The following is a 21,899-nucleotide window of genomic DNA, read 5'->3' on the forward strand; positions in this document are numbered from 1 at the left end:
GGTCAGTCGCCGACGACCGCCGCCGCACGCTCGAGCTCGGCCCGCAGCGCGGTCACGGCGGGGGAGGACGACCCCGCGGCGCGCACCACGGTGAAGATCGTGCGGCGCGGACGCTCCGGCAGCTCGACGAGGCGGCAGGTCGTCGTGCGCCCCGTCCACATGAGGTCGGGCATGAGGCTCACGGCGTTCCCGGACTCGACGAGACGGATCTGGGTCTGGAGGTCGGCGGTCTCGTAGCGGACGTCCGGCTCGAAGCCGTGGCGACGGCAGACCTGCTCGGCGAAGTGCCGCGAGGCGGTCCCGCGGGGCTCCATCACCCACGGCAGCGCCTCGGCGTCGGAGATCGAGGTGACGGGGGCGAGCGCGGTGTCGACCGGTGGGAGGGCCAGCCGGACGGCGTCGGTCGTGAGGTCCTCGCGCTGCAGACCCGGCAGACGCGGTGCGGCGTGCGCGGGGTACTGCTCGGCGATGACCATGTCGAAGTCGCGGATCCACGTCTCGTGCAGGGCGGTCTCCGGCTCGCGCTGCACCATCTCGATCCGGACGTCCGGGTGCGCGGTCGCCATCGCGTGCAGGGCGTTCGGCATGAGCGCGAGGGCAGCGGACTGGAACACCGCGACCCGGACGCGGCCCTGGACGGTCGGCATGGATCCCTCGACCTCGGACTGGGCCTGCTCGAGGACGTCGAGCACGTGCCCGGCGGCCTGCACCAGGACCTCCGCCTGCGGGGTGAGCTGGAGGCGGCGACCTGCCCGGCGCAGCAGCGGGACGCCGGCCTCGCGTTCGAGGGCGGAGAGCTGCTGCGAGACCGCCGACGGGGTGAAGTTCACGGCCTCCGCGACGGCCGCGATGGTCCCGCGGATGGAGAGCTCCCGGAGGAGGACGAGACGGCGCACATCGAGCATGTCGACACTTTAGGAGAACTGCACGGTAATCGTCACGGAACATTGCTTCCGCTGATGCTTGCGGTGCTCCACACTGGCGCCATGACGACCGTGCACGAGCAACCTGCTGCCGCCTCCCAGCCCACCGGACCCGGCGACCTGGCCGACCAGTCCGTCGCGCTCGTGCGGCAGTGGCTCGCCGAGGCCGAGACCTACCCGGTCGACGGCTCGGCGAAGCAGCTCGCGGGGGTGCTCGCCGACCCGTCCGGGCTCGACTTCGCGGTCGGGTTCGTCGACGGCGTCGTCCGCCCGGAGGACCTCGGTGTCGCCGCCCGGAAGCTCCGCGCGATCGCGCCGAACGCCCCCGGCTTCCTGCCCGCAGCACTGCGCGGCCTGGTCCGGCTCGGCGGCGGCATGGCCCCGGTGCTCCCCGGCGTCGTCGTCCCGATCGCACGACGGGTGCTCCGGGACATGGTCGGACACCTCATCGTGGACGCCACCGACGCCAAGCTCGGGCCGGCGATCGCGAAGATCAAGCGCGAGGGCGTCCGCCTCAACGTGAACCTCCTCGGTGAGGCCGTGCTCGGCGAGAAGGAAGCCGCCCGTCGCCTCGAGGGCACGCACCGCCTCCTCGCCCGCGACGACGTCGACTACGTCTCGATCAAGGTGTCGTCGACCGTGCACCCGCACTCCCCGTGGGCGTTCGACCACGCCGTCGCGGACATCATCGAGAAGCTCCGGCCGCTGTTCCGCCGGGCCGTCGAGGCGTCCCCGCACAAGTTCATCAACCTCGACATGGAGGAGTACAAGGACCTCGACCTCACGATCGCGGTCTTCACGCAGCTCCTCGACGAGCCCGAGTTCACGTCGCTCGAGGCCGGGATCGTGCTGCAGGCATACCTGCCCGACGCGCTCGCCGCGATGGAGCACCTGCAGGAGTGGTCCGCTGCCCGTCGTGCCCGCGGTGGCGCCGGCATCAAGGTCCGTCTCGTGAAGGGTGCGAACCTGCCGATGGAGCAGGTCGAGGCCTCCGTGCACGGCTGGCCGCTCGCCACGTGGCACACCAAGCAGGACTCCGACACGAACTACAAGCGCGTGCTCGACTGGGCACTCACCCCCGAGCGCATCGAGAACGTCCGCGTCGGCGTCGCCGGGCACAACCTGTTCGACGTCGCGCACGCCTGGCTGCTCGCGGGGGAGCGCGGTGTGCGTGACGGCATCGAGTTCGAGATGCTGCTCGGGATGGCGCAGGGGCAGGCCGAGGCCGTCCGTCGGACCGTCGGCTCGCTGCTGCTCTACACGCCGGTGGTCCACCCGGGCGAGTTCGACGTGGCGATCGCCTACCTGATCCGACGGCTGGAGGAGGGCGCGTCGCAGGAGAACTTCATGTCGGCGGTGTTCTCGCTGGCGTCCTCGCCCGAGCTGTTCGCCCGCGAGGAGTCCCGGTTCCGGTCGTCCCTCGAACCGCTCGCCACGCCGGAGGGTCTCCTCGCGCCGGCCTCGCACCGTGTCGCCGACCGCTACGCGGCCGTCGGGCGCCCGTCGGCCGGGCACTTCGAGAACACGCCGGACACCGACCCGTCGGTCGCGGAGTTCCGGCAGTGGGGCGCCGACATCACCGCGCGCGTCGCGTCGTCGACGCTCGGGGTCAAGGCCGTCCAGGAGGCCCGGATCACCTCCGCCGAGTCGCTCGAGTCCGTCCTCGGTCGCGTCCGCGCCGCGGGCACGACGTGGGCGACGTGGTCGGGAGCGTCGCGCGGCGCCGTCCTGCACGCGATCGGAGACGCCCTCGAGGCCAACCGCGCGGCGTTGGTCGAGGTCATGGCCTCCGAGACCGGCAAGACCATCGACCAGGCCGACCCGGAGGTGTCCGAGGCGATCGACTTCGCGCACTTCTACGCGGAGCTCGCGTCGGAGCTCGACGCGGTGGACGGCGCCTCCTTCACGCCGGCCGCCCTGACGCTCGTCGCGCCGCCGTGGAACTTCCCCGTGGCGATCCCGGCAGGGTCGACCCTCGCCGCGCTCGCCGCCGGGTCCGCCGTGGTGCTGAAGCCCGCGCCGCCCGCCGAGCGGTCCGGCGCGGTGCTCGCCTCGATCATCGAGACGGCGCTCGACCTGCACGGTGCGCCGGCCGACGTCCTCGCGTTCCTGCAGGTGTCCGAGAACGACCTCGGCAGGCAGCTCGTCGCGTCGCCGCTGGTCGACCGCGTGATCCTGACCGGGGCGTACGAGACCGCCGAGCTCTTCCGCTCGTTCCGGCCGGACCTGCCCCTGCTCGCCGAGACCTCGGGCAAGAACGCGATCATCGTGACGCCGTCGGCCGACCTGGACCTCGCGGTCAAGGACGTCGTCGCCTCGGCGTTCGGGCACGCGGGTCAGAAGTGTTCGGCGGCGTCGCTCGTCGTGCTCGTCGGCTCCGTTGCCACCTCGCGGCGGTTCCGGTCCCAGCTGATCGATGCCGTGTCCTCGCTGACCGTGGGGTACCCGACCGACGCGACGACGCAGATGGGGCCGGTCATCGAGCCGGCCGCCGGCAAGCTGCTCGACGGCCTGACGAAGCTCGGTGCGGGGGAGACCTGGGCCGTGCAGCCCGCCCGACTGGACGACTCCGGGAAGCTCTGGAGCCCCGGCGTCCGCGACGGTGTCGCTCGCGGGTCGGCGTTCCACCGGACGGAGTACTTCGGTCCGATCCTCGGCATCATGACCGCGCGGACCCTCGACGAGGCGATCGACATCGTCAACGAGGTCGACTACGGCCTCACCTCGGGGCTGCACTCGCTCGACGCCGGGGAGATCGGCACGTGGCTCGACCGGATCGAGGCCGGCAACCTGTACGTGAACCGCGGCATCACGGGCGCGATCGTCCGACGCCAGCCGTTCGGCGGGTGGAAGAAGTCGGCCGTCGGTGCCGGGACGAAGGCCGGCGGGCTGAACTACCTGATCGGGCTCGGATCGTGGTCATCGGTGCCTGCTGGTGCTGCTGGCGCTGGTGCTGCTCGTGTCGCTGCGTCCTCGCCGGTGTCCGCGTTCGTCCGGGCGTCCGGGGTTGGCTCGGAGTCGCTCGACCGCGCGCTCGCATCCGACGAGCGAGCGTGGACCATGCTGTTCGGCACCGCGACCGACGTGTCCGCGCTGACCGCCGAGCGGAACATCGCGCGCTACCTGCCCTTCCCGGGGGTGCACGTGCGCCTGACCGCGGACGACGACTCGTCGCTCGACGTCGACGCACTCGTCCGGGTCGTCGCGGCGGCGCTCCGCGCGGGGACGACGATCGACGTGTCGGTCTCCGGTTCGCTGCCGGTCTCCGTGCGGTCGGCCGTGCAGTCGCTGGCGATCGTGCGGTCGCTCCGCGACGGGGAGTCGGACGCGGCGTTCGCAGCGCGGGTGGCCGACGGCCCGTCGACGCGGGTCCGGCTCATCGGCGGGGACGCTTCGGCGCTGTACACGGCGGTCGGTGGACGTCCGGACGTCGCGGTCTACGCCGAGCCGGTGACCGAGGCCGGGCGGATCGAGGTGCTGCCGTTCCTCCGGGAGCAGGCGGTGTCGATCACGGCGCACCGGTTCGGGACGCCGAACCACCTGACGGACGCGCTGATCTAACGGCGGGGGCGCTGCGTGCGGCGCTGCGTGCGGCGTTCGGCGGGCAGCCGGACGGCGCGGGGCAGCGCTCGGCGGGGCGTTCGCACAACTGGAAGCGGCTCGAACCACGTGATTCCGTGGTTCGAGCCGCTTTTGGTTGTGCGGAGGTCAGTCGGTGACCGTCATCCTGCTCGTGACGAGTTCGCGGAGTTCCGCCGGGATGGGGGTCGGCCGTCGTTCGCCTTCGCGGTCGATGATGACGTGGACGAACTCGCCCGTCGCGAGCAGCGCGCCGTCGGACTGGCGGAAGAGGCCGAACTCCCACGCGAGGCTCGTCGTGCCGATCCGCTTCGACCGCATCCCGACCTCGATGACGTCCGGCCAGACCGCTGACTCGACGAAGTGGCAGCTCGACGACACGAGGACGGCGATCCACTCGGACGAGAACGGATCGAGGCCCGCGACCTCCCGGAACCAGTACGTCGCGGCGTTGTCCATGGCCGAGTAGTAGATCGTGTTGTTGACGTGCCCGAACATGTCGTTGTCGTTCCACCGCGTGGGGTAGGTCCGGCAGAACGGGTACTCGTCGATGGTCATCGGTCTCCGATCGGTGGTGCGGGTGCAACGGCCGCGGATCAGGGTCCGAGCACGGCGGTGCGACTCGCCTGATCCCGGGGCCGGACCGACCGTACTCGACCCCGCCTCCGGGCCGTCTGACGCTCGGGAGTCCGAAATCCGTCGTCCAGCGGATCGGGTACAGCGTTTCGGCTGTCCGTCCAGGGCTCCGTCCGTACCGTGGCCCCCATGTGCGAGTCGGTCCAGTGCCCTGTGTGCGGCAAGTCCTCGTGGACGGGCTGCGGCGACCACGTCCGCGACGTGATGCGGGGCATCCGCCGCCGAGATCGCTGCCAGGGGCACGGCATCCCGCATCACATGCTCGAGACCCGCGGCTTCCGCTGACCGCTGACCGCTGACCGCTGACCGCTGAGCGTGGCGCGCTGTGCGTCGTCGATCGTCGCACGCGCGAGCCGTCGGCGTGCGCCGCTGTCCGGTCGCCGCGGCGTCCGGGGAGACGGTCAGGCTGACGGCGTTGCCTCGACAGGTGCCGACGATCGTCGGCGACCCGACCACACCACGAGGAGCACCACCATCGTGACCGAAGCCTTCGCACACCCCACCGCACTCGCACACGTCCGCATCACCGTCACCGACATCCACCGGAGCAAGGCGTTCTACGAGCAGCTCCTCGGCGTCGCACCAGCGATGGACTTCAGTGCGCACATCGACGAGCCGGGGATCGAGCAGGATCGGGAGCGGCTCTACGGCGGGTGCATCTTCCCGCTCGGGGAGCAGCTGTTCGGGCTCCGGCCCGTCGCACCGCGCGGTCAGCGGTTCGACTCCGACACGGTCGGTCTCGACCACGTCAGCTTCACGGTGCGGTCGGTGGAGGCGCTCCACGAAACCGCTGCCCGCTTGGACGCCGCGGGGGTCGAGCACGGCGACGTGACGGACCTCGGGGAGGCGGGCATCGTGATCCTCTCCGTGCAGGACCCGGACGACATCAACCTGGAGTTCACCGCAGCGAAGGGCTGACATCGCAGCGAAGGGCTGACACCGTCACCGTCGGGCTTCACCCGACCGGAGCCGGCACGGCGGTGGGACGGAGCACGTACTCGAACGTCGCACGGGCGCGAGCCGGATCGGGTGTCTCCCCGGAGATGAGGTCGGCGTACGTGAACGACTCCGAGATCCGGACGAGCAGGCGTGCCAACTCCTCGCTCGTCAGGGGTGCGGGGTCGAACATGCCGGCCTGCCGTTCGTCGTCGACCAGGGCGGTCACCCGTGCCACGAAGCGACTCTGGACGTCGCTCTCGGTCGTGGTGAGCAGTCGGAGTGCACGAGCGGGCTCTCGCGTGAGGAACGCGCGGAAGTACGGAGCGCGGATGAGGTCCGCCGTGAACCGGTCGAGGACGTCGACGATCCGCGCGGCCCCGGTGGGCGCGGCGGACGCGGCAGCGCTGTCGAGCGTCGGGACGGCGAGTGACCACAGCACCTCGGAGAGCAGTCGGTCGCGGTTGCCCACCCACCGGAAGAGCGACGTCCGGTCCACGCCGAGCGAGGACGCCAAGGTGCCCATGTCGATCCGTGAGCCGGCGATGAAGGTGTGGCGGGCCTCCCGGAAGGCGCGCAGCGCAGAATCCGATGTGTACATGCATCCCTCCCTTGCAACGTTTTCGAGAATGATGCACGATCGGGGGTATGTCAACGACGGCAGCCTCCACGCCCCTCCTCGAATCGGACTTCTACGGTTTCCAGACGGGGTTGACCGAGCGGGAGCGTGACTCGCTCGGACGCCTGCGTGCGTACCTCGAGGCCGAGGTCCGCCCGATCGCCGACGAGTACTGGGCGCGTGCCGAGTTCCCGAAGCAGGTCATCGCGCCGCTCGCCGAGCTCGGCATGTACGGGCCGGGCGTCCCGCTCGTGCGGCAGTTCGAGAACTCGGCGGTGTACCGCGGCTGGGCGGCACTCGAGCTCGGTCGGGTCGACGCGAGCGTGGCGACGTTCATCGGCGTGCAGTCCGGCCTCGCGATGAACTCGATCGCGGTCGCCGGCAGCGAGGAGCAGCAGCAGGAATGGCTGCCGCGCATGGCTCGCGGCGAGCTGATCGGCGCGTTCGGCCTCACCGAACCGCTGTCGGGCAGCGACTCCGCGCGCGGGCTGCGGACGACCGCCCGGCGTGAGGGTGACGAGTGGGTCCTCGACGGCGAGAAGCGATGGATCGGCAACGCCACCTTCGCCGACGTCGTCGTGATCTGGGCGAAGGACGTCGCGGACGAGCAGGTCAAGGGCTTCCTCGTCACGACCGACACCCCGGGCTTCACCGCCACGAAGATCGAGGACAAGATCGCCCTCCGCGGCGTGCAGAACGCCGACATCACGATGCGCGGGGTCCGGGTGCCGGAGTCGCGTCGGCTGCAGCGTGCGGACTCGTTCCGGGCGACGGCCGAGGTCCTGCGGCTCACCCGGACCGAGGTGGCGTGGCAGGCGATCGGCATCGCGGTCGGTGCGTACGAGGCGGCGCTCGACTACGCCCGGACGCGCATCCAGTTCGGGAAGCCGATCGCGGCGCACCAGATGGTGCAGGACCTCCTCGTGAAGTCGCTCGCGAACATCACCGCGTCGATCGCCCTGTGCACCCAGGCCTCGGCCATGCAGGACGCCGGGGTCGGCGGCGACGAGCACTCCGCGATGGCGAAGGCGTTCGCCACGGCGAAGATGCGCGAGACGGTCGGCTGGTGCCGCGAGGTGCAGGGCGGGAACGGCATCGTGCTCGAGAAGGGCGTGGCGCGGTTCTTCTCCGATGCCGAGGCCATCTACTCGTACGAGGGCACCCGCGAGGTCAACACGCTCATCGTGGGGCGGGCGATCACGGGCCAGGCCGCGTTCGTGTGAGGGCTGGACGGGCCTGAGGGCCTGAGGGCCCGTGGGCGCGAGGGGGCTGAGCTCGGGCGGGGTGATGATGCCCGCCCGGAATCCGCGTGCGGCTTCGGGTGCCGCTGCGGAACGACGCGACCGATGTCGGAGGACATCGGTCGCGTCGTCATTTGTGCGGGCAGCGCCGGGCGCGGGTGGCCGGGTGGCGGAGCGCGGGTGGCCGTGTGCCGGGCGCGAGTGGCCGGGCGCGGGAGGCGGCGGGCGATGTGCGGGAGCCGGCGGGCGCGACGTTGCACGCGTCGAACGACACGTGGTTCGTCGCACCCGCGGACCATCGGTCGAAACGGGTGCATGTTCCGACGAACCACGCGTCGAACGACACGTGGTTCGTCGAAACGCGCGCGTTCGACGAGCCCCGCCCGCGAGCCCCGCGCCCGAGCCGTTGCTACCCGAGCAGCTCCGGCCGCTCCCACTCCTCGCCGAGCACGTGCTGGGCCAGGAAGGCGAACACGGTCTCGTACCAGACCACCGCGTGCTGCGGCTTGAGCACCCAGTGGTTCTCGTCCGGGAAGTACAGGAACCGGTGCGGCATCGTCCCGTCCTCCGCGGCGTGGTGCTCCGCGAGCTCCGACCAGAGCCGCAGTCCTTCGCCGATCGGCACCCGGTAGTCCTTGTCGCCGTGGATCACGAGCATCGGTGTCGTGATGTCGGCCACGAACCGGTGCGGGTCGTTCTCGTGCATGCCCTCGGCGTCGAAGATCGACTGCCAGTACTGCGACATGTCCGTCGTGCCGTTGAACTGCTCGAGCGCCCACAGGCTGGCGTGCGTGACGATCGCCCGGAACCGATCGGTGTGGCCCGCGACCCAGTTCGCCATGTACCCACCGAACGAGCCGCCCATCGCTGCCGTCCGGGTCTCGTCGATGTCCGATCGGCCGACGACGTGGTCGGTGATCGCCATGAGGTCGGTGTACGGCGCCTGCCCCCAGGCGTTCCAGCCCCGGTTGATGAAGTCGAGCCCGTACCCGGTCGACAGTGCCGGGTCCGGCAGCAGCACGGCGTACCCGCGTGCTGCGGCGAGCTGCGGGCTCCACCGCCACGACCACTGGTTCCACGAGTTCAGCGGGCCACCGTGGATCCAGAGCAGCAGCGGGTGCGGCCCGTTGCCCTCGGGCAGCACCAGCCAGCCGCGGACGCGCGTGCCATCCGTCGTGGTGGTCTCGACGTCCTCGATCGTGCTGGGGACGTCGGGGAGCGGCGCGGGGTTCGCGAGGACCGTCACCGAACCGTCGTCGGCGATCCGGACCGGGTGCAGCGGCGCCTGCCAGGAGGCCCGGAGCGCCACGACCTCGCCGGTCCTGTCCGCCACGCGCAGACCGGAGTAGGCCCAGTCGTCGTGGGTCAGCTGCTCGACGGGGGCTCCGTCGAGGGGGATCCGGAAGATCGGCGCGCGGCCGTCCTGGTCGGCGACGGCGAGGAGTGCGGCGTCGCCGTGCTCGAAGACGAGCTCGGCCGGCCATCGGTCCCAGTCGGTCGCGATCCGCCGGGCGCCCGCGACGTCCACGGTGCCGTCCGTGGTGAGCGGAGCGGTCCAGATCTCCTGCTCGTGAGCACCGGCCGGCGTCGAGCGGGGCGTCCGCACCCACGCGATCGTCCGGCCGTCGTGGCTGACGCGCGGGATCTCGTGGTCGACGTCCGGTTCGTCGAACACCACGGTCCGGGTGCCCGTCCGGACGTCGACCGTCACCAGCGCCGAGCGGAAGCCGCGGGGTTCCTGCACGGCCACGGACGCGAGCAGCACCGAGCCGTCCGGGGTCAGGGCGCCTTCGACGTGGTCGAGCGTCCGGGCCGGAGCGGGGGTGAGGTCGGCCGGGCGCGGGAGGTGCGTCGGGTAGTCCGGAGCGTCGGCGCCGTCGGAGGGACGCACGGCCGCGTCACGTTCACGCAGTTCGGCGAGGTCGAGGGTCAGCACGTGGGTCTCGTCGGGGCCGAGGTCGTGGTCCCAGTACCGCACGGGGTAGGTCTCGTGGAGGATCGCCGCGACCTTCCGCTCCTTGCGGCGCTTGCGCAGCGCGGCGTCCGACGCGAGGAACGACGTCTCGTCGTCCGCGTCCGCCCCGGGGAGCAGCGGCGCCGTGAAGGCGACCACGTCGCTACCGGAGGCCGTGGCGAGGACGCCGCCCGCGCCTCCCGACAGGGCCGTGACCGGGCGCGCTTCGCCGCCCGCGGCGGGGAGCACCCAGAGCTGGGCCGCGTCTTCGGCGCCGGACTCGTCGGGCCGGCCGGACACGAACAGCACGTCGCCGCCGCGGGTGACGGCGATCCCGCCCTCGCCCTTCGCCGAGCGGGTCAGTCGGACCGGCGTGCCCGAACCGTCAGCGGGGACGCACCAGACCGACCGGCGGTACCCGGTGCGCTCGTCATCGAGGGCGCTGACGGTGAGGAACACCCGCGATCCGTCCGGGGCGACCGCGATGCCGTCGACTCGGGGGAGGGCGGTGAACTGGTCGAGGTCGGAGAACGGCGTCGTCATGACTCCACGCTAGCGAGGTCCGGTGACACGGTCGCGGGCTACGCCCAGAACGCGGCGACCTGCTCCGCGACCGTCGACCCCTGCCGGTGCCCCTGCTCCGCCGACGGCGCCTGGGTGGACAGCGCGAGCGAGTTGGAGCCGAAGGCGTGCTGCGAGGCGCTGTCCGCCACGACGGTCTCGACCGAGCTCCCACCGGCCCGCAGGCTCTCGACCGCGACGTCCAGCCACGGCCCGAGCGGCGACGGGCCCTCGGGGCCGCAGGCGATGACGAGCACCCGCTCGTACCCGGCCGCGACGTCGGCGTTCGTGGCCGAGCGGAGGCCGCCGTCGATGTACGGCACGCCGTCGATCGCCACGGGCGTCCACACCAGCGGCACCGAGCAACTCGCGGCCACGGCACGGGGGAGCGGCACGCCGGACTCGGCGGTCAGGACGCGGAACGTGCCGTCGGTGGCATCGATCGCGGTGACGCCGAGCGGCTTCGCAGGCCAGGCTGTGCCCGGCAGTGTCTGCTCGAAGGTAGCGATGCGCTCCTCGTCGGTCTGGCCGCCGGTCGACCGCTGCGCGACGGCGCCCAGCCGAGCCCGGGCGTCCTGGTCGTCCCGCGCGCCGGCGAGCACCTGCTCGAGTCGCGCCTGGAAGTCCTCGGACGCGATGACCGGCGGTTCCTCGTACGTCGAGGGCAGGGGTGTGTGCTGCTGTGCGTACGCGTCGGGGACTGCACTTGCGCGCACGAACGTGCCCACGACGCTCCCCGCGCTCGAGCCGACCACGAGGTCGGCGGCGTCGAGGTCGACCCCGGCTTCCTGCAGGGCGGCGAGCACCCCGAGTTCCCAGGCGATTCCAGCGACGCCGCCGCCTCCGAGGACGAGTGCGCGGGTGCCGGGCGTGGGCGTCGAGACGTCGGTCATGGGTCATGCTTACCAACCCCGGGTCGTCGCGCGGCGCGCGGCGCGCTGCCTGTGGGCGGGAACCTGCACAGACCGGCATGTGCAGGAGTGGTGGGCAGCAACGGACTGGAGGCCCGTGGCGGCGTCGCCACGGGCCTCCAGTCCGTCAGATGGGAACGTCGGTCAGACGCCTGCGGTGCTGCGGATCCAGCTGGCGCTCTGCGTCAGCACCGCGTAGTTCGAGCCCGCGTGGGTGTTCGCACCCGGGTCGGCGACGTCGCCCGTCGAGCAGACGCCGACGACCTTGCCGTTCACGAGCAGGGGCCCGCCGGAGTCGCCGTGGTTCGATGCGCCGGAGACGCCCGTGACGTGCTGCGCGGTGCCGTTGTACGCGTCGATCGAGCGACCGGTGAGGTTGACCGTCGCCTGGTAGAGCCCGGTGCTCGGGGCGCTGTTCGCCCGGTTGCCGTAGCCCATGATGGTGCCCGTGCCGGAGGACTTCGTCGTGTAGGCGAGGTCGAGCGGCGCGTACGAGGACAGTGCCTTCGCGGTCCGCAGGTGCACGAGCGCGATGTCGCCCGACGGAGCCGAGTACAGCCGGTCGGCCGCGATCGCCGTGCCGCGGTTCGAGGTGCTGTTCGACTGGTAGACGTTCATCGCGGTGGTGCCGTCGACGCAGTGGTTGGCGGTGAGCACCCACGAGGCGTTGATCTGCTCACCGGTGCACCCGTAGGTGGCGGAGCCGCCTTGCTGGAAGATGAGCTGCACCTCCCACGGGGTGCTGGGGGCCTGCTCGCCGCCGATGACCTGCGGGGAGACCGTCGCGGCGTTCGCCGCGCTGGCTCCGAAGGTCCCGCCGAGGAGGACGATGGCGGCGGTCGCGAGGAGCGCCGTTGCTCTGGTCTTGAGTCGCTGCTGCATGTGCACGATGTTCTTCCCGCCCCGTTCGGGGGGCAAGTCGGCGTTGCAGGGGACAACATGCGTACCCTCCGTCCGGGCCTGTGGACAACTCAACGGGCGTCGGTGGGGTGCCCTACCGTCGTCGGCATGACAGGGGAACGAAGCACCGTGGACCGCCGACGGCGCCGCGCCGGAGCGGTCGTGTGGCCGATCGTCGTCGCGACCGCGCCCACCGCCGCGTTCCAGCTGCCGAACCTCGTCACGGCGCCGAGCGTGAAGGTCTCGCTCGTCGTGTTCGGCCTCGTGGTGCTCTCCGCCGCGGTCGTCGTCCAGGTCGTCCGCGCCCGTCGGACCGAGGCCTCGGTGGCTGCGGCCGCAGCGGTCGCCCGCTCGACGGAGCTGGAGCAGGGCACCGCCGTCCGCTACGCCTTCGGGCAGCTCGCGACCCGGCTCGTGCGGTTCGCGGAGCTCCGGCGGGCGGCGCGGCGACAGGAACTCCCGGCGTTCGCGGACCGCATCGCGGTGGCGCTCGCGTTCTACCTGCTGCCCGGGGTGCCCGACGTCCGGGCGAACGTCTACCAGTTGTCGGCGGACCTCCGCGCGCTCGAACCGATCGGGCACGGCGGAGCCGAGGACACCGCCGGCGTCTTCCGCGCCGGGACCCCGTACGGCGACCGCAACCTCGACTGGGTCCTCGTCGGCGGTGGCCCGCGCGTCGTCGGGGACCGCCTGGCGGAGGTCGACGTGGACGAGGACCTCCCGGGGTTCGAACCGCGCTACCGGTCGTACGTCTCGGTCGTCATCCGGTCCGAGGAGTACTCCTTCGGCATGCTCACCGTGGACTCGCCCGCACCGGACGCGTTCACCGACCTCGACGCCAAGTACGTCGCGATGATGGCCTCGTTCATGGCCATCGCGTTCTCGCTCGCGTCCTCGTTCCCGGAACGGGACCGCAACCCCAGGAAAGGCCCGTGATGCGCACACGATTTGTCGGACGCTCGACGTACCATCCCCACATGACCATCGTGACCCCCGAACCGAAGCCCTTCGGTCGGTCCCGGGTGTACACCCCCAACTGGACCGACGACACCACCGACGCCGACTACGAAGACCTCGAGGTCATCGCCGCGAACATCGAGCGCGAGCGGGTCGCTGCCCGCCGTCGCTTCGAGGCACGCCTCGCCGCCGCGCTCGCACGCTGAGCCGACGCCCTGACCGGCGGCCCGGAGCGGTCACGTCGTGACGGAGCTGCCATGCCGACGCCCCACGCGCCGCGCCCGACCGGATCACCGGCGGTCGCGGCGCGTGCTCGTTGCGGGCCGAGCGGACGCCGCGACCGCGCGGACGCCGCGACCGAACGGATGCCGCGGCTCCGCGGTCACGGCCCGAGGTCACGCCCCGCGGTCACGCCCCGAGGTCATGCCCCGCGGAGTGAGCTCACTCCTCGCCGACCTCGATGAGGACCTTGCCGACGGCGTCACCCTCGACCGCGTCGTGAGCCGCAGCAGTCTCCTCGAGCGGGAACCGGGTCAGCGGCAGCCCGGCGTCCTCGCCGACCGGCAGGACCCCGTCGCGGAGGGCCGCCGTCACGTCCGAAGCGGCGGCGGCCAGCGCCTCGTCCCCGATCGTGTACAGCAGCAGGAACTGGTAGCGGGCGTTGACGCTCATGTTCGGCCGGATCGGCAGCGTCGCCTCGTCCCCACCGTTGTTCGCGTAGATCGAGACGACGCCGTGGTTGGCCAGCACCTCCGCCACGAGCTGGGCGTTCTGCGGGATCGACACCTCGACGACGATGTCCACGCCGTCCGGAGCGATCTGCCGGATCTGGTCGGCGGCGTCGTCGTCCCGGTAGTTCACGACGTGGTGTGCTCCGGCTGCCGTCGCGAGGGCAGCCTTCGCGTCGGAGCTGATCGTCGAGACCACGGTCGCTCCGGCCCAGCGGGCGAGCTGGATCGCCGCGTGCCCGACGGCCCCGGCGCCACCCGCGACGAGGATCGTCTTGCCCGAGAGTGCGCCCGGCGCCAGGCGGTCCGGGCCGTGCTCGTGCGTGGTGAGTGCGCGGTGGGCGGTCATCGCGGGCACGCCGAGCGACGCTCCGACGTCGTGGCCGACCCCGTCGGGCAGGGGGACCGCGCGCTCGGCGGGGACGACGGTGTACTCCTGCGCCGTGCCGGTCGGTCGGCCGGACGCGGCCATGAACAGCCAGACGCGGTCACCGACCCGGAGGTCGTCGACCTCCGGACCGACAGCGTCGACGACGCCCGAGCCGTCCTGGTTCGGCGTGACCTCGGGGAACGGCAGACCGTCGCCGTAGGTACCGCCGGCGCGGGCCTTCCAGTCGGTGGGGTTGACGCCGGAGGTCACGATGCGGACGCGGACCTCGCCGGGTCCGGGCTCGGGGAGCGGGCGCTCCACGACGGTCAGGACGGACGAGTCACCGGGCTTCGAGTAGACGACTGATCGCATGTCCCCAGGCAACCACCGGGTCGGGGACGGGATTCCAGGCGAACGTCAGACACGCTGGACGCGGACGCGGACGCGGACGCGCCCGCGCCCGCCGGCCTCACCGCGCGTCGTACTCCGCGCGCGACTCCGCGACGTCGTCCATGTGCTCGGTCGCCCAGCGCTCGAGTGGTTCGAGCACGTTCCGGAGGGAGCGACCCCGGTCCGTGAGTTCGTACTCGACGTGCGGCGGGATCTCGGGGAACACCGTTCGGGTGACGAGGCCGTCCCGCTCGAGCGCCCGCAGGGTCTGCGTCAGCATCTTCTGCGAGACCCCTTCGACGCGGTTCGCGATCGTGGAGTACCGCTGCGGGCCGTCGACGAGCGACCCGATGGTCAGGACGCTCCACCGGTCGCCGATGCGGTCGAGGAGCTGGCGCGACGGGCAGTCGGCCACGTAGGGGGTGTACTCCAGAGCGGACACGACGACCTCCGTTACGCACTGTCAGGTGCCTACTTACCGAAAGAGAGTAACACCCGTACAGTGAGTTGCGCCGCGTCGTCAGCACGCCGCACGCACCAGCAGCACGACCCCCACGAAAGGACTGCCATGACCAGCATCGTCGTCTTCGGAGGCACCGGGTACGCCGGCTCCGCCATCACCCGCGAGGCCCTCTCCCGCGGCATCGCCGTCACCGCCGTCGCGCGCGACACGTCGAAGCTCGAGCCGGCCGAGGGGCTGACGCTCGCGCAGGGCGACGCGTTCGACGAGGGCTTCGTCTCGGAGGTCACCGCGGGCGTGGACGTCATCGTCGTCTCGCTGCACGCCGTCCAGGCCGACGGGTCCGAGCTGAAGGACCGCTTCCAGCACTTCGTCGATGCAGCCTCGGCGGCCGGCGCACGACTCGGCATCGTCGGCGGCGCCGGGTCCCTCTTCGTCGCGGAGGGAGGCCCCCGCCTCTACGACACCCCCGACTTCCCGGACGCCTTCGCGGGCGAGGCGAAGAGCCACGGCGCGATCCTCGAGGCGCTGCAGGCCTCGGACACGGACGTCGACTGGTTCTACGTCAGCCCCGCGGCGGCGTTCGGCGGCTACAACCCGGGCGAGCGCACGGGCAGCTACCGCACGACGGACGACGTCCTCCTCACCGACGCCGAGGGCAACTCGGACATCTCGGGCGAGGACTTCGCGATCGCGTTCGTCGACGAGATCGTCACGCCGGCACACCACCAGGCGCGCTTCGGCGTCGCGTACTGACGCGACCGTTCGACGGCCTGGAGGCCCGTGGCGACCCCGCCACGGGCCTCCCGTCCATCCCGCCCTGTCGAGCGCACGTCAGGTCGCGTTCGCACAATCAAAGTCGCTTCGCACCGCGCGATCACGCGGTGCGAAGCGACTTTGGTTGTGCGGCGGCCCGCGCCGCGGGCCGCGGGCCGCGGGCCGCGCGCCTCAGCGGTGCCCGACGATCGCGGGCACCGGCACGTGGTGCCGCATCCGCACCGCGAGGTGCAGGCCGCCCCGCCGCGCGAGCACGAGCGCGACGACCGCGGCCGCGGCCGCGGGCACGCCTCCCGCGACGACCATCCCCACGTGCGCCCCGAAGTGGTCCACCACCTGGCCCATCACCGGCCCGCCGATCGCCTGTCCGCCGAGCAGCACGAGGACGTACAGCGACATCACCCGGCCGCGGATCGCCACGTTCGAGGACAGCTGCACGAGCGAGTTCGACGCGGTCATGAACAGCAGCTGCGACATCCCGACGGCCACGAGTGCCACCGTGAACGGCGCGATGACCGGCACGAGCCCGGTGGCCACGAGCAGCACGCCCGTCCAGAACACCCCGCCGACGATCGTGCGGAGCCGCACCACCGCCCGCCGCGTGGACAGCAGCGCCCCGGCCAGGGCCCCGATCGCGACCGCGGAGTTGAACACCCCGTAGCCACCGGCCCCGACGTCGTACACCTCGGACGCGAAGGCCGACAGCAGCACGGGCATCGTCAGCGCGAACACCGAGAAGAACGCCATGAGCACCACCGGCACGAGGATGGTCGGCTTGCGCATCGCGTACCGGAGCCCCTCGACGAGCTGCCCCTTGGTCCGGGGTGCCGGCGGGGTCCGGTGCAGTTCGGACACGCGGAGGAACCCGAGCGTCACGACCACCGCGGCGCACGCGACGGCGTTGACCCCGAACGACCAGCCTGCCCCGACGGCCACGAGGAGCGCCCCCGACAGGGCAGGCCCGATCATGCCGCCGAGCTGGAACACGCTCGAGTTGACGCTGATCGCGTTCCGGAGGTGCTGGTGGCCGACGATCTCCGTCACGAACACCTGACGTGCCGGGTTGTCGACGACGGTGACCATGCCGACGAGGAACGCGATCACCCAGATGTGCCACGCCTCCACGACGCCGGTCAGGGTGAGCACGGCGAGCAGCAGCGACAGGACCGCGAACGCGCCCTGCGTCAGCATCATCAGCGCCCGCTTCGAGAACCGGTCGACGATGACCCCGCCGAAGAGGCCGAAGAAGAGCATCGGCGCGAACTGGCACGCCACGGTGATGCCGACCTGTGCCACCGACCCGGTCAGCTGGAGCACGAGCCAGTCCTGCGCGATCCGCTGCATCCACCCGGCGGTCATCGCCACGAGGTTCGTCGCCGTGAAGATCCGGAAGTTCGGCACCGACAGCGCGATGAGGGTGTGCCGCCACGGCGGACGTTCGGCGATGACGGGCAGTGGTTCGGTGGGCGGGGGGAGGGTCGTCGATGACGCACTCACGGCTGGGGTCTCCGAACATCGGGGGCGGAACGGTACCCGTTCGAAACTACTTGTCCGCAGCCCATTCGATCCCCGTATGGTTGCTATCAGTCCATTGCGATGTCGAATGAGGGGGTACCGCCGTGCTCGACCCGGTGCTGCTGCGGACCTTCCTCGCGGTCGCGGAGACGCAGAGCTTCACGGCCGCCGGGGTCCGACTCGGGATCAGCCAGCCGACGGTGTCGCAGCACGTGCGTCGCCTCGAGGCAGCGGTGGCACGGACCCTGGTGGCCCGGGACACCCGCGGGGTCACGCTCACGGACAACGGGGACGCGATGGCCGGGTTCGCGCGGACGATCCTCGCGGCACACGCGACGGCGGACGCGTACTTCTCCGGGGCGGCGACCCGCGGGCGGCTCCGCTTCGGCGCCGCCGACGACCTCGCGATCACCCAGCTGCCGCGCATCCTCCGGGACTTCCGGCGCCTGCACCCGCAGGTGAACCTCGAGCTCACGGTGAACCAGTCCGCGCCGCTGCTGCGCCGGGTGCACGCGGGCCAGCTCGACCTCGTCTTCATCAAGCAGACCGCGGGGGAGTCCGCCGAGGGCACCCGCGTCGCGACCGACCAGATGGTGTGGATGGCGCAGGACGGCATCGCGCTCGAAGCGGGCGAGCCGGTGCCGCTCATCGTCTACCAGGCGCCGAGCATCAGCCGGCAGATGGCGATCGACGCGCTCGAGGCCGCGGGGCGTACCTGGCGGATCACGTGCAACACCCGCGACGTGAACGGCGTGCTCGCGGCGGTGCGGGCGGGCATCGGCGTCGCGGTGTTCCCGCACTCGCTCATCCCGGCGGACCTCGTGAAGGTGTCGCAGCGGCTGGCGCTGCCGGACCTGCCCGCCGTCGACTACGTCCTCATCGCGAACCCGACGACGCAGCGGGAGCCCGTGGACGCCCTCACGAACGCGATCCTGTCCCGCGGCGTCATCCGCGCGGTCTGACGGCCTACGGCGCGACGGTCGGGACGGTCCCGGTCCCGGTGAGGTCGGGCAACGTGATGCCGGCCGCCGGCAGCAGCGCCGAGGCCACCGCCCACAGCAGCACCAGGGTGCCGACAGCGCCGAGCACGGCACCGAGCAGCGCGACGGGCCGCTGCCAGGTGGCGGTCCGGTCGCGGAGCACGACGATCGACACCACGAGAGCGAGCACGCCGAGGAGCACCCCGACCCCGTGCACGGTCGCCGGCGCGGTGAACCACCATGCGGCCAGTCCGAGCGTGGCGAGTCCGGCCAGCGCTCCGAGGACGGCTCCGGGCGTCGCGCCGAGTCGCCGGGTGGTCGCCGGGTCCGCGGCGGTCGCCTCCGTCGGGGCTGCGCCGGACTGGAGGATCGGCTCGGTCGGGGCGGGTTCGCGCACCACGGGCGCGGCGAGGGTCGGCGCCGCGTCGGCCTGCGGCGCGACCGGGAGGCCCGGTCCGACAGCGGACGCGGGTGCGCCAGCGAGTGCCGCGGCGCCGGCGGATGCGTCCGTGGTCAGCGGCGGTGCGACGACACCCTGGCGGGCGGCGAACCGCGCGGGCGTGCGGTACCCGACGGGTCCGGTCGGCTCGGGTTCGGTGCCCTGCACGACCACGTGCTCGAGGCCCGGGACCGAGAAGCGCGGTTGCCCGACCGTCGGGACGGCCGGTGCCGGGGGAGCGACGGGGGCCGGAGCCGCCGCCGCGGGGGTGGCGAGCGGACCGGCGTCGACCGGGGAGACCGGTGCCGGGGACGCGGTCAGGAGCTGGTCGAACGGCAGGGTGTGGACCGCGGGGGAGGTCGGCGCCGGCGGCAGGAGGTCCTGGTCCGGCGGGAAGTCGGGGACGACGACGTCGGCGAGCGGGGCGGACGCACCGGCGACGTCGGCGAGCGGGGCGGACGCACCGGCGACGGGGTCCGCGGCACCGACCTCAGCAGCGGCATCGGCAGCGGCAGCAGCAGGAGCCGCGGCGGCGACACCCGCGGGGGCCGGGGCCACGACCGCCGTGGGGCCGGCCACGGGCGGACCGGCCACGGGCGGGGCGGCGGCCGTCGTGGCGGGCGCGGGGCGTGCCTCCAGGCCGTCCTCCGGGGGAGCGGTGACCCAGGCGGGGACCGGCCGACGAGGTCGTTCGGACTCCGGCATGCGATGCGACGCCACTGCAGCTCCCTCCGCTGGTCTGATCCAGACTCAGTTGTATCGGGGAGCCCCCGGGCGGGCGCATCCCCAGTTCGGGGCCGTCCGCGGCCGGTCGCCGGTACGGTCGGGGCATGACCGGAATCGAACACCGTCCGCTCGGGCCCTCGGGGCTCGTCGTGTCCACCGTCGGCCTCGGCTGCAACAACTTCGGACGGCCGGGCACCGCCTCCGAGACGCAGGAGGGCACCGACGCGGTGGTGCATGCCGCACTCGACGCCGGGATCACCCTGTTCGACTGCGCGGACATCTACGGCGGTCGTCCCGGCCTCAGCGAGGAGATGCTCGGGAAGGCCGTCGCCGGTCGCCGGGACGAGATCGTGCTCGCGACCAAGTTCGGCCTCGACATGCAGGGTGCGAACGGGCCGGACTGGGGAGTGCGCGGCTCCCGGCGCTACGTCCGGCTCGCGGTCGAGTCGTCGCTCCGACGCCTCGGGACGGACTGGATCGACCTGTACCAGATGCACGCGCCGGACAGCGTCACGCCGATCGAGGAGACGCTCTCCGTGCTCGACGACCTCGTCCGCGAGGGCAAGATCCGCTACGTCGGCCACTCGAACTTCGCCGGGTGGCAGATCGCCGAGGCCGAGCTCACCGCATCGATCGCCGGCACCACGCAGTTCGTGTCGGCGCAGAACGAGTACAGCCCCCTGGCGCGCGGCGTCGAGGACGAGGTGCTCCCCGCCGTCCGGGCGTACGCCCTCGGGTTCCTGCCGTACTTCCCGCTGTACAACGGGCTCCTCACGGGCAAGTACACGAAGGCGGGCGGACCGGCGGACGGACGCCTCAGCACGTCGAAGCCGCAGCTGCTGGCCGACGCCCCGTGGGACGTACTCGACGAGTTCCAGCGGTTCTGCGACCAGCGGGGTGTGACGATGCTGCAGGCGACGTTCGCCTGGCTGCTGGCCCAACCCGGACTGTCGAGCGTCATCGCGGGGGCGACGAAGCCGGAGCAGATCACGCAGAACGCCGAGGCCGGCGCCGCGTGGGCACCGTCCGAGGAGGACGTCACCGAGATGACCGTCATCTTCGACGGCGCGACCGCGCGACGCTGAGGCGCGGCGGCGAGGCTCGCGGCGGCGGCGAGGAGTCTCGCGGCGGCTGCGGCGAGTCTCGCGGCGGCGGCGAGTCTCGCCGTGGGCGACCGTTCTCGCGCTCGCACGCGCGCGATCTGTCGCTCAGCGCGAGTCTCGCCGCCCGCCGACGCGGCCCGTGCCGACCTACTGGTCGCGGTACCGCTTCGCGGCGGCGAGCGCCTCACGGAGCTCGTCCGCGGTCAGGCGCGGACCGTACCCGGGGGTGTCGCGCTGGATGCGCCACCCCTCGGCGAGCGGCCCGGCGTCGACGACGTCGAACCCGAACGCGTCGATGAGCGCGGTGACGGTCTGCTTGGCGCCCTCGTCGTCACCGGCGATGACGAGTGCACGGCGGTCGGCCGTGCCCGCCGGGGTCGCGTGACCGGTGAGGTCCGCGGCGCCGATGTGGTTGAACGCCTTGACGACGTGCGAGGCGGGCAGGTGGGCCTGGAGGAGCTCCGCGGTGGTCGTCGTCTCGTCGTCGAGCGCCGCGATGTGCCCGTCGCGCTGCGGGTAGTAGTTGTTCGTGTCGATGACGACCTTGCCGGAGAGCGGCTCGACGGGGATGATCTCGATCGCGGCGAGCGGGGTCGTGACGATGACGACCTCCCCGGCTGCCGCCGCCTCGTCGCGGGTCGCGGCACGTGCCGACGGGCCGAGCTCGTCCACCAGGTCGGTGAGCGTCTCCGGGCCACGGGAGTTGGCGATCACCACCTCGTGGCCGTGCTGCACGGCGAGGCGTGCCAGCTGGGATCCGATGTTGCCTGCTCCGATGATGCCGATCGTGGTCATGCAGGACGCAACGCGCGGGAACGGGGTGCATTCCCGGGCCGGGCAGACGTCAGGCGAGCAGAACGCCGTTCCGAGAGCATGATGGCGGCATGACCGAGGAGTTCCGCCACGAGCCCGACGAGCACCGCTACGCCATGTACGTGGACGGCGAACTGGTGACCGTCCTCGACTACCGCGAGAACGGGGACGCGATCGCGTTCCCGCACACGTACACGGTGCCGAAGCACCGCGGCCACGGCTACGCCGCCGCGCTCGTCGAGCACACGGTCGACGAGGTCGAGCGGACGTCCGACAAGCGCGTCGTCCCGATGTGCTGGTTCGTCGGGCAGTGGTTCGACGAGCACCCGGAGCGGGCCGGGCTGCTCAGCCGCGGCGTGGCCGACTGACAGGACAGGACCC

21 protein-coding genes are annotated in these 21,899 nt (G+C 72.2%); 10 read left to right on the top strand and 11 right to left on the bottom strand.

The window, feature by feature from the left end; genetic code table 11:
* Nucleotides 1–2: 2 nt before the first annotated feature.
* Complete coding sequence (locus tag MON03_RS06045; protein ID WP_175329613.1) at nt 3–905, bottom strand: LysR family transcriptional regulator; 903 nt, start codon at nt 903–905, stop codon at nt 3–5.
* A gap of 81 nt (nt 906–986) precedes the next feature.
* On the opposite strand from MON03_RS06045, the gene MON03_RS06050 reads away from it, so the two are divergent.
* On the top strand, nt 987–4,484 hold the full coding sequence (locus MON03_RS06050; protein ID WP_242091075.1) for a proline dehydrogenase family protein: 3,498 nt from the start codon (nt 987–989) through the stop codon (nt 4,482–4,484).
* Between the two features lie 147 nt (nt 4,485–4,631).
* Here MON03_RS06050 and MON03_RS06055 read toward each other — a convergent pair whose 3' ends face one another.
* Nucleotides 4,632–5,060, bottom strand: a complete 429-nt coding sequence (locus tag MON03_RS06055) for an acyl-CoA thioesterase (protein ID WP_175329615.1) — start codon at nt 5,058–5,060, stop codon at nt 4,632–4,634.
* 207 nt (nt 5,061–5,267) lie between these two features.
* Here MON03_RS06055 and MON03_RS17465 point away from each other — a divergent pair, with 207 nt between their 5' ends.
* Complete coding sequence (locus MON03_RS17465) at nt 5,268–5,423, top strand: DUF8730 family Cys-rich protein (RefSeq protein WP_022903593.1); 156 nt, start codon at nt 5,268–5,270, stop codon at nt 5,421–5,423.
* Nucleotides 5,424–5,615: 192 nt separating this feature from the next.
* Nucleotides 5,616–6,056 (top strand): VOC family protein, encoded by a 441-nt coding sequence (locus MON03_RS06060; RefSeq protein ID WP_031273460.1) that lies wholly within the window; start codon nt 5,616–5,618, stop codon nt 6,054–6,056.
* Nucleotides 6,057–6,093: 37 nt separating this feature from the next.
* Here the strand turns inward: MON03_RS06060 and MON03_RS06065 are convergent, their stop codons facing one another.
* Nucleotides 6,094–6,675, bottom strand: coding sequence for a QsdR family transcriptional regulator (locus MON03_RS06065; RefSeq protein ID WP_242091076.1), 582 nt, complete (start codon nt 6,673–6,675; stop codon nt 6,094–6,096).
* Nucleotides 6,676–6,722: 47 nt separating this feature from the next.
* On the opposite strand from MON03_RS06065, the gene MON03_RS06070 reads away from it, so the two are divergent.
* On the top strand, nt 6,723–7,916 hold the full coding sequence (locus tag MON03_RS06070) for an acyl-CoA dehydrogenase family protein (RefSeq protein WP_242091077.1): 1,194 nt from the start codon (nt 6,723–6,725) through the stop codon (nt 7,914–7,916).
* Between the two features lie 427 nt (nt 7,917–8,343).
* Here the strand turns inward: MON03_RS06070 and MON03_RS06075 are convergent, their stop codons facing one another.
* The 3 genes from MON03_RS06075 to MON03_RS06085 form a co-directional block, all read right to left on the bottom strand.
* Nucleotides 8,344–10,431: a S9 family peptidase gene (locus MON03_RS06075; protein WP_242091078.1), complete on the bottom strand. Its 2,088-nt coding sequence runs from the start codon at nt 10,429–10,431 to the stop codon at nt 8,344–8,346.
* Between the two features lie 38 nt (nt 10,432–10,469).
* Complete coding sequence (locus tag MON03_RS06080) at nt 10,470–11,342, bottom strand: patatin-like phospholipase family protein (protein WP_242091081.1); 873 nt, start codon at nt 11,340–11,342, stop codon at nt 10,470–10,472.
* A 162-nt stretch (nt 11,343–11,504) separates the two neighbouring features.
* Nucleotides 11,505–12,242, bottom strand: coding sequence for a S1 family peptidase (locus MON03_RS06085; RefSeq protein WP_049976557.1), 738 nt, complete (start codon nt 12,240–12,242; stop codon nt 11,505–11,507).
* Between the two features lie 126 nt (nt 12,243–12,368).
* On the opposite strand from MON03_RS06085, the gene MON03_RS06090 reads away from it, so the two are divergent.
* Nucleotides 12,369–13,196, top strand: coding sequence for a GAF domain-containing protein (locus MON03_RS06090; RefSeq protein WP_242091083.1), 828 nt, complete (start codon nt 12,369–12,371; stop codon nt 13,194–13,196).
* 41 nt (nt 13,197–13,237) lie between these two features.
* Entirely contained in the window at nt 13,238–13,423 is a 186-nt protein-coding gene (locus MON03_RS06095) for a hypothetical protein (protein ID WP_022907754.1), read from the top strand.
* Nucleotides 13,424–13,658: 235 nt separating this feature from the next.
* On the opposite strand, the gene MON03_RS06100 is transcribed toward MON03_RS06095, so the two are convergent.
* Nucleotides 13,659–14,687, bottom strand: coding sequence for an NADPH:quinone reductase (locus MON03_RS06100; protein ID WP_242091085.1), 1,029 nt, complete (start codon nt 14,685–14,687; stop codon nt 13,659–13,661).
* A 97-nt stretch (nt 14,688–14,784) separates the two neighbouring features.
* Nucleotides 14,785–15,147, bottom strand: a complete 363-nt coding sequence (locus MON03_RS06105; RefSeq protein ID WP_022903944.1) for a winged helix-turn-helix transcriptional regulator — start codon at nt 15,145–15,147, stop codon at nt 14,785–14,787.
* 126 nt (nt 15,148–15,273) lie between these two features.
* Between MON03_RS06105 and MON03_RS06110 the strand changes: the two genes are divergently transcribed.
* Nucleotides 15,274–15,921, top strand: a complete 648-nt coding sequence (locus tag MON03_RS06110; protein ID WP_242091087.1) for an NAD(P)-dependent oxidoreductase — start codon at nt 15,274–15,276, stop codon at nt 15,919–15,921.
* A 192-nt stretch (nt 15,922–16,113) separates the two neighbouring features.
* Here the strand turns inward: MON03_RS06110 and MON03_RS06115 are convergent, their stop codons facing one another.
* Entirely contained in the window at nt 16,114–17,439 is a 1,326-nt protein-coding gene (locus tag MON03_RS06115) for an MFS transporter (RefSeq protein WP_083882064.1), read from the bottom strand.
* Between the two features lie 122 nt (nt 17,440–17,561).
* Here MON03_RS06115 and MON03_RS06120 point away from each other — a divergent pair, with 122 nt between their 5' ends.
* Nucleotides 17,562–18,419 (top strand): LysR substrate-binding domain-containing protein, encoded by an 858-nt coding sequence (locus MON03_RS06120; RefSeq protein ID WP_022903942.1) that lies wholly within the window; start codon nt 17,562–17,564, stop codon nt 18,417–18,419.
* A 4-nt stretch (nt 18,420–18,423) separates the two neighbouring features.
* Here the strand turns inward: MON03_RS06120 and MON03_RS06125 are convergent, their stop codons facing one another.
* A complete protein-coding gene (locus MON03_RS06125; RefSeq protein WP_242091089.1) occupies nt 18,424–19,581 on the bottom strand; it encodes a hypothetical protein in 1,158 nt (385 codons plus the stop codon).
* A 125-nt stretch (nt 19,582–19,706) separates the two neighbouring features.
* On the opposite strand from MON03_RS06125, the gene MON03_RS06130 reads away from it, so the two are divergent.
* Entirely contained in the window at nt 19,707–20,687 is a 981-nt protein-coding gene (locus tag MON03_RS06130) for an aldo/keto reductase (protein ID WP_242091091.1), read from the top strand.
* A gap of 165 nt (nt 20,688–20,852) precedes the next feature.
* Here MON03_RS06130 and MON03_RS06135 read toward each other — a convergent pair whose 3' ends face one another.
* Nucleotides 20,853–21,500 (bottom strand): NADPH-dependent F420 reductase, encoded by a 648-nt coding sequence (locus tag MON03_RS06135; RefSeq protein ID WP_242091093.1) that lies wholly within the window; start codon nt 21,498–21,500, stop codon nt 20,853–20,855.
* Between the two features lie 29 nt (nt 21,501–21,529).
* Between MON03_RS06135 and MON03_RS06140 the strand changes: the two genes are divergently transcribed.
* Nucleotides 21,530–21,886, top strand: a complete 357-nt coding sequence (locus tag MON03_RS06140) for a GNAT family N-acetyltransferase (RefSeq protein WP_350355097.1) — start codon at nt 21,530–21,532, stop codon at nt 21,884–21,886.
* Nucleotides 21,887–21,899: the final 13 nt, after the last annotated feature.

Origin of the sequence: Curtobacterium sp. DN_7.5 (assembly GCF_022655355.1) — a bacterium.
Lineage (GTDB): Bacteria > Actinomycetota > Actinomycetes > Actinomycetales > Microbacteriaceae > Curtobacterium > Curtobacterium luteum.